The organism is Streptobacillus ratti (genome assembly GCF_001891165.1).
GTDB lineage: Bacteria > Fusobacteriota > Fusobacteriia > Fusobacteriales > Leptotrichiaceae > Streptobacillus > Streptobacillus ratti.
On the sequence record NZ_LKKW01000033.1, the window covers coordinates 1 to 14,403 of the forward strand.

Annotated in this window: 14 protein-coding genes and 1 pseudogene; all 15 read right to left on the reverse strand. The window is 26.6% G+C overall.

Features of this window, described 5'->3' with window-relative positions; genetic code table 11:
- A pseudogene (locus BT993_RS05785) lies at window positions 1–969 on the reverse strand (autotransporter domain-containing protein); the annotation flags it as partial.
- Between the two features lie 405 nt (window positions 970–1,374).
- The gene (locus BT993_RS05790; protein ID WP_072593635.1) at window positions 1,375–2,754 is read right to left on the reverse strand and encodes a glycoside hydrolase family 1 protein; all 1,380 of its coding nucleotides are present in this window, start codon (window positions 2,752–2,754) and stop codon (window positions 1,375–1,377) included.
- The gene (locus tag BT993_RS05795; RefSeq protein ID WP_072593636.1) at window positions 2,747–3,184 is read right to left on the reverse strand and encodes a DUF3284 domain-containing protein; all 438 of its coding nucleotides are present in this window, start codon (window positions 3,182–3,184) and stop codon (window positions 2,747–2,749) included. Before BT993_RS05795 ends, BT993_RS05790 begins: the two co-directional genes overlap by 8 nt.
- Window positions 3,181–3,327 carry a hypothetical protein gene (locus BT993_RS07350; RefSeq protein WP_158007937.1) on the reverse strand — a complete coding sequence of 49 codons (147 nt, stop codon included), beginning with the start codon at window positions 3,325–3,327 and terminating at the stop codon, window positions 3,181–3,183. The genes BT993_RS05795 and BT993_RS07350 overlap by 4 nt, the downstream gene beginning before the upstream one ends.
- 46 nt (window positions 3,328–3,373) lie before the next feature.
- On the reverse strand, window positions 3,374–4,693 hold the full coding sequence (locus BT993_RS05800; RefSeq protein WP_083557409.1) for a PTS sugar transporter subunit IIC: 1,320 nt from the start codon (window positions 4,691–4,693) through the stop codon (window positions 3,374–3,376).
- Between the two features lie 18 nt (window positions 4,694–4,711).
- Complete coding sequence (locus tag BT993_RS05805) at window positions 4,712–5,017, reverse strand: PTS sugar transporter subunit IIB (RefSeq protein ID WP_072593637.1); 306 nt, start codon at window positions 5,015–5,017, stop codon at window positions 4,712–4,714.
- A 15-nt stretch (window positions 5,018–5,032) separates the two neighbouring features.
- Window positions 5,033–5,344 (reverse strand): PTS sugar transporter subunit IIA, encoded by a 312-nt coding sequence (locus tag BT993_RS05810; protein WP_072593638.1) that lies wholly within the window; start codon window positions 5,342–5,344, stop codon window positions 5,033–5,035.
- A gap of 2 nt (window positions 5,345–5,346) precedes the next feature.
- On the reverse strand, window positions 5,347–7,233 hold the full coding sequence (locus BT993_RS05815; protein WP_072593639.1) for a BglG family transcription antiterminator: 1,887 nt from the start codon (window positions 7,231–7,233) through the stop codon (window positions 5,347–5,349).
- 185 nt (window positions 7,234–7,418) lie between these two features.
- Window positions 7,419–8,876, reverse strand: coding sequence for a hypothetical protein (locus BT993_RS05820; protein ID WP_072593640.1), 1,458 nt, complete (start codon window positions 8,874–8,876; stop codon window positions 7,419–7,421).
- Window positions 8,877–9,072: 196 nt separating this feature from the next.
- On the reverse strand, window positions 9,073–12,054 hold the full coding sequence (locus tag BT993_RS05825) for a hypothetical protein (protein WP_072593641.1): 2,982 nt from the start codon (window positions 12,052–12,054) through the stop codon (window positions 9,073–9,075).
- A gap of 163 nt (window positions 12,055–12,217) precedes the next feature.
- Window positions 12,218–12,502, reverse strand: a complete 285-nt coding sequence (rplW, locus tag BT993_RS05830) for a 50S ribosomal protein L23 (RefSeq protein ID WP_072593642.1) — start codon at window positions 12,500–12,502, stop codon at window positions 12,218–12,220.
- Complete coding sequence (gene rplD / locus BT993_RS05835) at window positions 12,502–13,146, reverse strand: 50S ribosomal protein L4 (protein ID WP_072593643.1); 645 nt, start codon at window positions 13,144–13,146, stop codon at window positions 12,502–12,504. The genes rplW and rplD overlap by 1 nt, the downstream gene beginning before the upstream one ends.
- 20 nt (window positions 13,147–13,166) lie before the next feature.
- Window positions 13,167–13,793: a 50S ribosomal protein L3 gene (gene rplC / locus BT993_RS05840; protein ID WP_072593644.1), complete on the reverse strand. Its 627-nt coding sequence runs from the start codon at window positions 13,791–13,793 to the stop codon at window positions 13,167–13,169.
- 63 nt (window positions 13,794–13,856) lie between these two features.
- Complete coding sequence (gene rpsJ, locus BT993_RS05845) at window positions 13,857–14,165, reverse strand: 30S ribosomal protein S10 (protein WP_066900868.1); 309 nt, start codon at window positions 14,163–14,165, stop codon at window positions 13,857–13,859.
- A gap of 49 nt (window positions 14,166–14,214) precedes the next feature.
- Window positions 14,215–14,403: EF-Tu C-terminal domain-related protein (locus tag BT993_RS05850; RefSeq protein WP_482984220.1), on the reverse strand; the 189-nt coding region annotated here is incomplete at its 5' end.

The window sequence follows — 14,403 nt, forward strand, 5'->3', positions numbered from 1 at the left end:
ATTGTCCATTGATTTTATTATAACTATTGTTTCTTGTAATCCTCTTCTTTTTAAAATTAAATCGCCTTTAACTTTTCCGTTTTGTAAATTGACATTTAACATAGAATCTTTTTTTATTTTTTCTAATTCTTCTTTTTTAAATATTCTGCCACTCTCAGTTACTACTAAATTTCCAATAATTTCTTTATTATTATCTATCCTACCTTTAACTACTCCAAGTTTAACCTCTTCTCCCTCTATCTTACCAAAATTTTGAAAATTTAAATTTGATACTCCTGATCTTATATCAACATCACCCTTAATTATTCCAGTATTTACAAAATTTAATCCTTTACGTGTTCCTATTGTTACTTTTCCAGATACTTCCCCCTCATTCTTATAGTTTACACCTGCATAAGAATAAATATTAATATCATCATGTTTTCCCGTACTTCTATTTATTATACTTCCACCTTTTTTCAAAAGCATTTCAACAGTTTTTTCTATTGTTCCAGCATTATCTAATACTCCTAATTCTTGTGCTATAAAAGTCATTGATTTATAGTAATTCCTAGCTGTAAGTAAAGCTCCTTTTGAATTTTTAAAATATACATATTTCCCTATTAATGATACTGCATTTACATTATCTGCCGTCCCAATTAAATTCTTATTATTAGTTACATGAATTAAATTGGTAAAATCATGGTTATGTAAACTTGTGATTACCTCAGCTCTACTAGAAAGAGTTGCATTATTAACTATTTTAACACTGTTTGGCTTACCGTTAGAATATACTACATATGATGTTGGGGTTGAATAATCTGCATTAAATGTAAGACTTACTTTTTCATTAGTATCTATATGCACAGATCCAGCTTCATTTTTTACTAATTCTCTATCATACTTCATTTGTGATTCTATCTCATTAATCTTTCTTATATCCTCATCTATTTTTTCATCTATGGACTCTGCATTAGCAATCTTTGACATTATCATTAAAAAAATGAACAAAGAAATATATTTTTTTCTACTCATTTGCTTACCTTTCCTCAATAAAATATTTTTCAATATTAAAATCAATGAAAACATATATTTTATCTGAATAATTGAGCAAATTATACCCCCCCCCCATTCTTTTTTGTCAATGGTTAAATAATAATTTTTTCACAAAACAAAGTATATTCAAAGATTAGCATTTTTTTTCATAAAAAAAATCAAAAAAATCGTGGTATGTACCTGTCAATAGTTAAGTAAATTTTTTTCACAATTCAAAGATTTTTCAAAGAAAATATAATATGAATTATAAGGAAAGGGATATAGGGAAATATTTTATGTGATTTTTTTATTTAATGGTCGGTGTTATAAAAGCCACAAAAAAATTTCTGTGGCTTTATACTAAAATCCGTTATTTTTATTTAATTCATTAAACCAATAACCTGATTTCTTTATATATCTTTTTGATGTTTTTAAATCAAGTTCTATTAATCCATATCTATTCTTATATGAATTTAACCATGACCAACAATCAATTGCAGTCCATACTAAATATCCCTTACAATTTGCACCTTCAGTTATCCCTTTATGTAACCACTCTAAGTGTTCTTTAAAGAACTCTATTCTATAGTCATCATGTATCATATCCCCTACTTTATATTTTTCTTCTCCCTCAACACCCATACCATTTTCTGCAACAAACCACGGTATATTTCCATAATTTTCTTTTATATTCACTGCTATATCATAAAGACCTTTAGGGTAAATCTCCCACCCTCTATGAGGATTCATTCTTCTTCCTGGCATTATGAAATGTTCATAATAATATTCTGGCATAAATGGTGCCTCATCATTAGGCTTAGAATCTCTTGCTTTAACTCTTAATGGTTGATAATAGTTAATACCTAATATATCCACCTTATTATTTTTAATTATTTCTAATTCCTCATTATTATATTCAGGTAAAAGTTCATGTTTTTTTATAAGGTCTATCAATTCAACATCATATTCTCCTTTTACGGCTGGATCAAGAAAACTTTTATTAGCAAATAATTCAGCTATTCTTGATGCTTTTAAATCACTTGAATGATTACTTCTTGGATAAGCTGGTGTTAAATTTAATATTATTCCTATTTGCCCATCTTTTATTACTTCTTTAAATTCCTTTATTGCCTTAGCTGAGGCAAGTGCCAAATTATATCCTACCTGAACTGCTTTTTTAGGGTCAACTTCCATAGGATAATGATATTGTTTTAAATACCCACATTCTACAGATACTATAGGTTCATTAAAAGTAAACCAAGTCTTAACTATATCTCCAAATAATTCAAAACAAGTTCTTGCATATTTAGCATAAGCATCAACTACTTCTTTACTTGCAAAACCACCAAATTTTTCCTCTAGTAAAAGAGGTGTATCAAAATGTGATAAATTTACAAATGGTTCTATTCCATTATCTTTTAAAGCAGAAAAATATGTTCTATAAAATTTAACTGCTTCTTCATTAATTTCTCCTATTCCATTTGGAAATAGTCTTGACCAAGAAATAGATGTTCTAAAAGTATTATGACCTGTAGCTTTTAACAATTTAATGTCTTCTAAAAAATATTTATACATACTTGTAGTAGTTTGAGGTCCAATTTGATTATGAAACTTATATGGCTCTATCTCAAAAAATTTATCCCAAGTAGTAAATCCTTTGCAATCTCCCTCAAATCTACCCTCACTTTGTTCTGCACTTATAGAGCTACCCCAATAAAAATTTTTTGGAAATTTAATCATTGTTTCCCTCCATTCTTTTATTTATTAAATAATTTTCTACTGCTTTTAACATTTTCTTTTTCTTTCTTTTTAAGAAAAAAGAATAAAAAAATTCCATAAATATATGATTATATTTTTGAAAATGAGATTTTGTAATATATATTTCATCATATATTATCTCTATTTCATTCATATTCAACTCATTAATTTGATAGTCTACAATATTTTCACCTAAGCTTGAAGTATATTTTAATGTATATCTTGAATTTTCAACTAAATTTATTATTTCTACAATGCTTTTAGCTATCTGATTAGTTTTAGTTTTAAGTTCTACATTAAATTTCATTCCTTTTTTTATTTTCCCTGTAACATTCATCTCTTTTTTTATATTTTCAATCAAAAAATTATAAAATTCTTTTGAAGATACCTTTATTTTTTGCTCTACTCTCATTTTCTATTACCTCTAATTAAAAATATTACTCCTATAACTACCAATGTTAAACCCATTAGAAGATTAATTAATTGATTATTTAAAGGATATGTTGCTATGGCTATAGTACCTAAAGTAATTACAAACATTGGCCATGATTTCATTTTTTTCTCCTTTATTTAAAGTTGGGGTGGATAACCACCCCTAATATTAATTTTCTTTTATTCTATTTGCCATAATTACAAATGGTGTCCATATTACAAATGCCACAAATACATTAAATAATGAAACTAATGCTGCGACTACACTTCCACCTGTTGCAAAGAAAGCATAAACCCCCGGCGGTAATATCCATGGAACTTGTACAAACACTGGTGGAATTACACCTAAAACTGTTGCAACATATGCAATAATTGCACCTATAGTAGAAACTGATAAAAATGGAATTAAGTATAACGGATTTAATACTATAGGCATTCCAAAAATCATAGGTTCGTTAATATTAAAAACACCCATAGGTAATCCAAGTTTTGCAACTGCTCTATGATCTTCTCTTTTTGAAAATAGGAAAATTGCAATTATTAATGCTATAGTAATTCCAGATCCACCCATTTGAAGATAAGCATCAAATGAACCTCTTGTCCATAAATATGGTAAAGTATCAACTGTCCCACCTTTAGCAATGTGTTCTGCGTTTGCAAGTAAAGCAGGTTGATAAATCCCATCAAGGAATGGAGCAAGTACATTATGTCCATGTAATCCAAAGAACCAGAAAAGTTGAACTAAGAATGCAAGTAATATTACTGAAAATGCACCTTGAGAAAGTCCTAATAATGGAGCTTGAATATATTTAGATATCAAATCATTTAATGTTTGCCCTGTATATGTTGTAACAAGGTATGATAAAGTAGCTGAAGCATATATTGCAATTACTCCTGGTATTATAGATGCAAATGCTTTATTAACTGCTGGTGGCACTGAATCTGGTAAATTAATTGTTATTTTTCTTATCATTAATTTACTATAAATTATTGTTGAGAAAAATCCAATAACCATAGCTGGGAATAACCCTGTAGCACCTAAATATTGGTTAAAGTTTAAAAATCCCCATGATGAAACTTCATGTACTGTTCCATTTATATCAGCCATAAATCTTGCTTCTTGTGGTAAGAATAAAATAAATGATGCAACTGCAACTAAAGAACCAGCAAGTGGATTTACCTTATACCCTGAAGCCACATTATATCCTAATGCAACTATAAATACTAATGAAAGGATTGCAAGTGAACCGAACCATACTACACCATTAATATTAATAAGTGGTGCCATAAATTCAGCAACTTGTGGAAATCCATATTCATTAGGAATATTTCTAAATAATACATTAAGTAATACTGCAATAGAACCAACCATAGTAACTGGTAAAATTGCAATAAATGAATCTCTAATAGCAACTAAATGCTTTTGGGAAGAAAGCTTTGTTGCCATAGGAACAAAATAATTTTCCATCCAATTCATAAATTTTTTCATGTTTCTCTCCTTATATATTTAATTTTTTTCTATCATTGATAATGCGTAATCTAAAACTTTATCACCTTTCATCATTCCATAATCCATCATGTTAATAACACCAACTGGTGTTTCACCAAACTTATCTTTAATATCATTTTCTAAATATTTAATTTGTGGACCAAGTAAAACTACATCAACTTTACCTACAAATTCATCTGAACTTGCTTCAGGTATTGCAGTAATTTGAACTTCTAAATTTCTTGTTTCAGCCTCTTTTTTCATTTTTTCTACTAAAAAACTTGTAGACATTCCAGCTGTACAAATTAATAAAATTTTTAGCATCTTTAATCATCCTTTCTATTTTTTATGTAATTCAATAATTTCTTTTGCTAAATCCTTAGTTAATAGTGCCATAGTTAAATGATCTTGTGCGTGTACCATAATTAAGTTTAAAATAATTTTTTCATCACTTGAAGTTTCTTTAACTATTAAATCTGTTTGAATTTCATGTGCTTCTAAATAATATTTGTCTGCCTCTTTCATACATTCATCAACTTTTTCAAAATTTCCCTTTTTAGCAAATTGTATTGCTTGCATAGAACTAGATCTTGACATTCCTGAATTTGCAATTATCTGCATTGCATACTCACTTAATTCATCATAAGTCATTTCTATTTCCCTCCTATATTTTCTAAAATATTTATAAAATTATCGTAAGTTGGTGTAAGTAAAATATCATTTATTATTTTCTTATTTCCAACTATTTTTGTAAATGCTTCATATATTTTTTCATTCTTATTATTTTTATTATCTAAACATAAAAATAGTATAATATTCACATCATTATTTAACCATTTTACAGGATTTTTACTTATACAAACTCCTATAACATTTACTTTTTCTATCACTTCAACTGGGTGAGGTATTGCAACTTCATTTGAAATCTCAGTCATACCAAGTTTTTCTCTTTTATGTATTAAAAATTCAATATTGCTATTCATATTAGGAATTTTCATAAGTTTATCTGACATTAGTTTTATAATCTCATCTTTACTTTTTGTTTCGTTTAAATACATAAAAAGCGATTTAGGTATTATCTCTTTTAAGTAATTATTATTATCTTTTAAAATATTTTTTATCCTTAAAATATCTTCATCATTTAAAAAATAGTTTATTTTATATATAGGCTTATCTATCTGCATATCTAAATCTATTAATGAAAATATTATATCCACATTTCCTAAATCCATATCCAATAACTCATTTGCTCCACAAGAAGAAATAATATTTGTATATTCAGAAAATAGGTTACTATAGGTATAAATTAAAAACTTTGATACTCCTCTACCACTTGGACAAACAATTAATATATTTTTCTTATTTGATATATTTAAATTAATTCCTTTGCTCATATGTAAAATTACTGCTATAAATCCAATTTCAGCATCAGATAAACTTTTTTCATTAAATCTTTTTGAAATTAAGTTACAAACATATGTCGCCACATTATATTCAAGAGGCATATTTTTTTTAATATCTTCAAGTAAAGGATTTTTAATTTTAATTCCAAATCTTATTCTAATACATAATGCAAGTATATGTGTATATAGATTTTTATACAAGTCATCATCATTGTATAAGTCAATTTTAAAAGTAAGTTTTACATAATATAGTAATTCTTGTATAATATCATTTACTTCATTAACATCTTCTGTTTTAAGTGATTTATAACTATGAGTTTCATTTGTTAAAAAATGTATTGTAATATAGTCTAAATCATTACTGTTTAAATTCAAGCAATATCCCAGCTTTTTATATATCCACTCCATACATTCTAAAACATGAGATTTTTTAGTTAAAAATAGGTCATTTTTTTCAATATCAATATTTTCTATTCTTTTATTTGCTTCTACTCTATGAAAACTTACATATATAACTGCTACTAAATTTTGTAATGAAAAATCAGATATTTTAACATTTTTTTCTTTAAGAAATGAATATGTATATTTAGCAATGTCATTTATATTATATTTAGATTTTTTATCAAAAAACTTATTTTCATTAAGTCTTTTTTCTAAAATATCTATTAAAAAATTTCTAATATTCAATTCTTCACCTATTAATTTCAAACCGTAATAAGGTTTTCTTTCAAACTCAAGGTCATATGTTCTAATTATATTTTCTATTTTCTTTATATCATTTGATAAAGTTTTTGTACTTATATATATTTTTTCAGCTATATTTTCTAATTTAATATATCCATCTTCTGAAATTAATTTATCAATAAGATATATTTGTCTTTCTTCCGAAGTTATGGGTATCTTAAAATTATCTGAATTAAAAATTTCATTTTCTTTTAAGATACTTCCACTTAATCTGTATCCAAATCTAGTTTTTGAAACAATATTAATATCATGTTTTTTTAAAATCTCAGATAGTTCTTTTATATATTTTCTACAAGTTTTATCTGACATTTTTAAATGATTTGATAATTCAATTGATGTATGAAAATTGCCATCAAATAATATTCTATAAATTAATTTCAATTCATTTTCCATAACTTCTCCTTTCTAATACTAATATACCTCAATTTTACCTTTTTTCAATTACCAATTTTTCCATTTAATTACGGAACTATTTTTCCATTAAAAATAGATGAAGTATATAAAAAATCCTACTTTTAGAGGTCAATTAATTTTTCCTCATTTAAAGTAGGATTCTATATTTTTTAAAACTATTTATCTTACCAATTATACCCTAATTTTGTATTTAAACTAAATTTATGAAAATCTTTATATAATTTTTCATTGTTATTTGTATTTCCATCAAATCTCACATAAGCATCTATATTAAAGTTTTTAAAGTTATATTTAACCCCTGTTTTTACATCATATGCAATCCCTATATTATGTATATACTCTTTCCATTTAGTTTCACTTTTACCTTTTATATAGTCCTTATTACCATTTAATTCAATACCTAAAGCCTCTAAAAGATCATCATCTACATTTATATTTTCTAATACTCCATTACTATCTAATAAATCTAGTTCAAATGATTTATCACTAACATTAGTTTCAGAATTTACATCTCTTTTTCTATGCTTTTCTACTTTTAATTTTGATGTTATTCCAACATTCTCATAATTACTACCAAGTTTAGTATTTAAGTATATATTTAAATTTTTAACTCCAGTATATTCAAGTAAAATTCCACCTGATAAAGTATTTTTTAAAACATGATTTATTTCATTTGAAGTTATTATTCTATCTAATAATGGTTTAGACACACGATCTCTATTTTCTTGATTTGGTAATTTTTCTGATATTACATCAAATAAATTATCTTCAATAAGAAAATTAGAAAACTTTATAGATGGTGTAACACTAAGATAATTCTCTACTTGTGGAGAAATTTTTAAACCTTTAATAATTTCAAATTCTTTAGAATATTTATTATACACCTCAATACTATGTTGATGAACATATTCATCATAAAATTTTTCAATATTATTTCTTAATTCATGTTCTATAAGTCCTGTTGTTTCAATTCTATTCTTATACTTTCCATAATTGTATTTATATGCAACAAAAGATTCTATATCTCCCTTATTATCTTTTAATTTAAATTTACCATTTAAACCTACTGCAGCAATATGAGCATGTGTGGTTAGCATTAAATCTCCTAATTTATTATCATAGTGAATAAATCCACCAATCTTTATGTTATCTTTAACAGAATAATTTCCACCAATAGTTGCATTTAATCCTTGAATATCTCCTTTTGTAACACCCTTATTAAATCCTACTTTAAAATACACATTATCATCAAAAGTTGGTTCAAGTTTGTAATTTAAATATGTTTTAAATCTAATTATTTGATATCTATCAAAACTTTTTTCTTTTAAATTTAATAATGTTGTTACTCTTTCTAAGTTTTCCTCATATTCTTTATTTGTAGCTAATCCTTTTGTTTCCAATTTTTTTAATCTATCAAAAAATTCACTTATTTTTTCATCAACTCCATAATTTTTTGAATTATGTTTACTATTTTCTATCATTTTTTTAGTTTCTTCTAATTTTTCACCAAAAATATACTCATGTATTTCTTTATGAAGTTTTTCAAATTCAGTTTGAACATCATCCTCAGAAAAAGATATTAAACTTCCTAACCCTACAAAAAATAATAAAAGTTTTTTCATTTTATTTACCATCCTTTAAACCTTATATAAAGTTATTTTTATTATACTAAAACTTATTTTATTATTACTTTATTGTTAAATTTTAGTATTTTAAACAAACATAATCATTATACGCCCCCCCCCGACATTTTGTCAATAATTTATTTATAAAAAAAAAGACCGTTCAAAATGAACAGTCTTAATTTGAAATTAAATTTTAATTTTCAAAATTAACTCCTATAGTCCCTTTTCCACCATATTTATTACTTCCGTAAACTGATTTCTCTAAACTTACCTCAAGATATGTACTTACTTTTTTAGTTACTGGAAGATTTGCTCCAAGCCCTGCTTCTAACCAAATATTTGGATATGTTTCAGAATATGTTTTATCTCCTTTTTTAACTTTATTTCCATTAGTGTATTCTCCCCAAACATTAAATAAAGCATATCCCATTCCATTTTTAGCTGTTGTGCTATTAGCTGTTGAATATCCAAGTCTTAATCCTGCTCTACCTTTTACTGAATGTCCTAAATCATAACTAATATTTTTTTCACTTATATTTCCATTTTTAGATAATTGATAAATTATTTGTGCTTGTGGCTCAATTAAATATTTTTTATCTTTGTCTTTATCAGTTATAAAGTATATAGGAGAACCAGCTTCAATAGACCCTGTAAATACTATACCTAAATTATTATATGTTTCACCACTTTTTAACTCATATTTATTACTAAGTCCTGATAATTGTAATACTGCATCTGTATAGAATTTATCTATACTATATGTATTAGTTAATCCTATTGAATACATATTTGTAGTTACTGTCCCTTTATATGCTGAAGTCTTATTGCTTATAACATTTTTAAATGAGTTTGAATATCCAAAATATATTCCAGTTAAATTTTCTTTTTTCTTATCAAAATGATAATCCATTCCTATATTTATACCTATAGTTCCGTCCATATAATTTACTTTATTCCCATTGTTATAAATAAATTCTCCACCATATAATCTAGCCCATGGCATAGGGTTTTTAGTTTCTTTTCCTATGTTAAATAAAGTTGTTTGTATACGTCTTTCATTTAAACGTCCAAATACTTTTTGTGCTTGATCCATATTAGCTTTAGGACCTATTAAAAATATTCCTGGTCCTGCCTCAGTTATTTCCCAGAAGAATAATCTATGATTATCTTTAATTTCTGATTTTAATTCTAATTCTAAATCATTTTTAGTTTTAGCTTTACCAATAAATGCTGATGCTGAAGTTTCTTTAGGTGCTTTAACTACTACAGCACTTCTATCTCCCTCTTCACCATTTACATCTCCATCTATCATATTTTCTATCTTATCCTTAGACATTGTTATAAGTTTAGTAGTTCCACTTACAGTTCCAGTAAGTTCAAGTAAATCAGATTTTGAATTTTCTCCATTTTTACCACTTACTTGATTCCATAATGTATTTAATAATAAATTTCCATTTGAACCAGTGTAATCCCCTTTTATTGATAAAACATCACTATATTTACCATTATCCATAGTAATTTCACCTGAATTTGTAATTTTACCATCATTCTTTGTACCATCACTAGTTGCTTTTAATTCATATTTCGCACTATCTCCATTATTAAATTTACTTGCATCTAAAATACTATTCTTAATATTTAAATTAGAGAAAGTCGCTTTATTTTCCATATCCTTATTATTTAAAATCCACTTAGCCTTATTTTCTAAATTAATATCTAATTTTGAAGAATATTTTTTATCAGTCAATCCTTCAACTACTGCCATATCTTTAATGTTAGCTGTTAATGAAGAACTAATATCTCTAGTACCCTCAACTTCCATTAACCAACCTTTTTTAGCTGCTACTGCCTTAGATTTTTCTCCTGATAATTCAAATATAGCATCCTCTACTGAAAAATCACCTGCATTTAATTGTCCATTTGATAATTGTTTTGCATACCCAAATGTTAAATCTACGACTTTTTCTGCTCTTACTTTAATAAGTGAAGCATTTTCAGATGTTGTTTTTAATTCAGTATTATGTAATTTAACTACTTGGTCTTTACCATTTGCATTACGATATGTTTTTCCAATTATATTTATATTAGTAGTAAAATCTGTTATATAATCTTGAGTATCATATACTATAGCTGAATTACCAGAATTAATAACTGAAACTTCTTCTGTATTTTTACCTGTAACTTCTAATCTAGCTTTATCACCAAATAATCTTACTGCTCCAGATAAGCTATTACTTGTAGTATCAAGATTTAACTTACCATTTATTTTAACTGTTGGACCCTCTGTAGTTATCTTACCATCATTAGGTTTTCCTATCTTAATACCCGCTGAATTTACTCCATCTCCTTTTATTTTAATGTTTGTTTCTCCATTAAATTCAGCTTTACTTTCATTTCCTGAAATATATACTCCTACTAAATAACTCCCTACTTTTTTTGTTGAGGAATCACTTACTGTAATATCTACCTTATCATTTGCAACAAATTCTGCCTTTGCTCCATTACTTTTATATATCTTCAATCCAGATAATTGATGATCAAAATTAACTTCTGCTGTAATAGTCACACCAAATATATTTTTAGAAACCTTTTTCTTACTTTTAATTGTATTAGCAGTATTAGTTACATTAATATTCATCTTTCCTACTGTTAATTTTGCTGTATTACTAGCTATTCCACCATTATGATTGTATCCAACTGCAACACCATATCCTGCATTTGAATCTGGACCATTTACTGGTGAACTTTCTGTTTCTGATGATAAAGTTACATCAGCGTTTAATTCTTTAATTTCAGCACTAGCATTACCTCTTATTATCACACCCTTAGGTCTTGCATGCTTAGCATTAGATTTTGGTGATAATTTAATATTTATCTTATCTCCTTTAACATTATTTCCAGCTAATTCTAAATATGCTTCATTCCCTGTATCCTTTACATCAAATGAAATATCTCCCTCTAAAATTGTATTATCTTTAGTTTTTAAGAAATCTGCTCTACTCTCTCCTTCATATGTTCCTGATGTAAGTTTATTATCTTGATTAATCTTATTTTTTGCTTCTTCAATTGTACTTGAAAATGATATGCTTCCTGTAATTAAAAAAGTAATAACTAACATTTTTGTAATACTTATTTTCCTCTTACAATACCGTTTTAAAACCTTAACTTTCTCCATAAAATCCTCCTTTTTATACATTCCCGTATATTTTAATAGTTTATGAATAAATTGTCAATATATGATATATGGTTTAAAAGGTTTTGTTTTTCATTTTCAAATTTTAGAAAAAATTGGCATAAAAAAAAGAAAAAGATTAGTTTCCTAATCTCTTCCTATGTTATTATACCTCGTAAGCTTTGATTGATTCTCCATCTACTAATTTAACAATAGCTTTTTTATAAGCTGGTGTTTTGTAAATTGTCATTCTCGCTCTTGCAGTAGTTGGTTTCATGTTGATAGTGTTTACACCTGAAACTTTAACATTGAATAATTTTTCTACTGCTTCTTTTATTTGTAATTTATTAGCTCTTCTATCTACTATAAATACATATTCATTTGAATTTAATAAAATTCTTGATTTTTCTGTATTTAATACAGGTTTTTTGATTACGTCAAAAATTGTCATTATCCAAGCACCTCCTCGATAGTTGCAAGAGCTTCTTTAGTAATTACTACTTTATTAAATTTTAATAAAGCATATACTGATAATTCTCTTGGGTCTAATATTTCAGTTTTTTCGATATTTCTTACTGATAAGTATAAGTTCCAATCAGCATCTTCTAAATAATCGTTAACTATAAATAATTTTTTATCTTCTACCATATTAACTTTTTCTGTAAAATTAACAAATGCTTTTGTTTTAGGAGTATCTAACATGTAGTCTTCTAATACAATTACATCTCCATTTTGGATTCTAACAGCTAATGCTGATTTTAAAGCTAATTTTCTAACTTTTTTATTAACTTTTTTATCATAATTTCTTGGTTTTGGTCCGTGAACAACTCCTCCACCTACCATATGAGGTGCTCTTGTTGATCCTTGTCTAGCACGACCTGTTCCTTTTTGTCTGAAAGGTTTTCTTCCTCCTCCAGATACTTCTCCTCTTGTTTTTGTTGAAGCAGTTCCTGCACGTGATGCAGCAAGTTCTGCTGTTAATACTTCATGTATTACATATTTATTAGGTTCTAATCCAAAGATTTCACCACTTACAGTAGCTACTCCTTTTTCTTCACCATTTAAATTATATACTTTTAAATTAAAATCTGACATCTTTGCCTCCTCTCTCTATATTAGTATTTTTTTACTGATTTCTTGATAACTAAATAACCATTTTTAGGACCTGGTACTGCACCTTTAACTAATAGTAAGTTATTTTCTACATCGAATTTAACAACTTTTAGATTTTGAACTGTTACATTTTCATTTCCTAATCTTCCAGCCATTTTCTTACCTTTTGGTACATTTGAGTTTGATGCAGCTCCTCCTGCATTTGACCCTCCAAGTCTGTGGTTTCTTGAAACCCCATGTGTAGCTCTGTTTCCACCAAAATTATGTCTTTTCATAACTCCAGCAGTTCCTTTACCTTTTGAGATTCCTTGAATATCAACAAATTCAATACCTTCTAATACATCAACTTTTAATTCTTGACCTAAAGCAAATTCTTCAACTGATTCTACTTTAAATTCTTTTAAGAATTTTTTAGCAGTGATTCCGGCTTTTTTGAAAACACCCATTTCTGGTTTATTTACTAATTTTTCTCTTTTTTCATCATAAGCTAAAGTTATTGAAGTATAACCTTCTTTTTCTACTATTTTAGTTTGAACTACGAAATTTGGTCCAGCTTCAATTACAGTAACTGGTATTAATTTTTCATTTTCAAAAATTTGTGTCATTCCAATTTTTTTACCTAATATCATTTTTTTCCTCCTTAATATATTGGTTGATAAAGCTCAAAGGCTCTACCAACTTGTATCAAAGCACTATTGCTTTATTTCTATTGAAACACCTGCTGGTAAGCTTATTGAGCTTAAAGCAGTTAAAATATCATTGTTTGATTCTTTAATTTCAATAAATCTTCTATGTATTCTCATTTCAAATTGTTCTCTTGAATCTTTATTAACATGCACAGATCTTAAAACTGTATATTTTTTAGTTTTAGTTGGTAAAGGCATTGGTCCTGCAATTTTTGCTCCATTTTTCTTTACCACTTCTACTATTTTAGCAGAAGTTTGATCTAATAACTTGTTATCGTAAGATTGAAGATAAATTCTTTTATTTTTATTATCCAAAATAATTCCTCCTCAATTTATTTATTATTTTACAGTTAAGTTAAATTTATTACTCAGCGATATCAGCAACAACTCCTGATGCTACTGTTCTTCCACCTTCTCTTATTGAGAATCTTAATCCTGTCTCTATCGCTATTGGATGGATTAATTCTACTGATACTGATATATTATCTCCAGGCATTACCATCTCTACTCCCTCTGGTAAGTTTACTTCTCCTGTTATATCTGTTGTTCTAAA

Excerpts from the sequence above, each read along its gene's own strand:
- rplD (WP_072593643.1), bottom strand. The coding sequence starts at position 13,146 with ATGTCAGATTTTAATTTAAAAGTATATAATTTAAATGGTGAAGAAAAA.
- rplW (WP_072593642.1), bottom strand. The coding sequence starts at position 12,502 with ATGACAATTTTTGACGTAATCAAAAAACCTGTATTAAATACAGAAAAA.
- BT993_RS05795 (WP_072593636.1), bottom strand. The coding sequence starts at position 3,184 with ATGAGAGTAGAGCAAAAAATAAAGGTATCTTCAAAAGAATTTTATAAT.
- BT993_RS05800 (WP_083557409.1), bottom strand. The coding sequence starts at position 4,693 with ATGAAAAAATTTATGAATTGGATGGAAAATTATTTTGTTCCTATGGCA.
- BT993_RS07350 (WP_158007937.1), bottom strand. The coding sequence starts at position 3,327 with ATGAAATCATGGCCAATGTTTGTAATTACTTTAGGTACTATAGCCATA.
- BT993_RS05790 (WP_072593635.1), bottom strand. The coding sequence starts at position 2,754 with ATGATTAAATTTCCAAAAAATTTTTATTGGGGTAGCTCTATAAGTGCA.
- BT993_RS05815 (WP_072593639.1), bottom strand. The coding sequence starts at position 7,233 with ATGGAAAATGAATTGAAATTAATTTATAGAATATTATTTGATGGCAAT.
- BT993_RS05825 (WP_072593641.1), bottom strand. The coding sequence starts at position 12,054 with ATGGAGAAAGTTAAGGTTTTAAAACGGTATTGTAAGAGGAAAATAAGT.
- BT993_RS05810 (WP_072593638.1), bottom strand. The coding sequence starts at position 5,344 with ATGACTTATGATGAATTAAGTGAGTATGCAATGCAGATAATTGCAAAT.
- BT993_RS05805 (WP_072593637.1), bottom strand. The coding sequence starts at position 5,017 with ATGCTAAAAATTTTATTAATTTGTACAGCTGGAATGTCTACAAGTTTT.
- BT993_RS05820 (WP_072593640.1), bottom strand. The coding sequence starts at position 8,876 with ATGAAAAAACTTTTATTATTTTTTGTAGGGTTAGGAAGTTTAATATCT.
- rplC (WP_072593644.1), bottom strand. The coding sequence starts at position 13,793 with ATGATATTAGGTAAAAAAATTGGAATGACACAAATTTTTGAAAATGAA.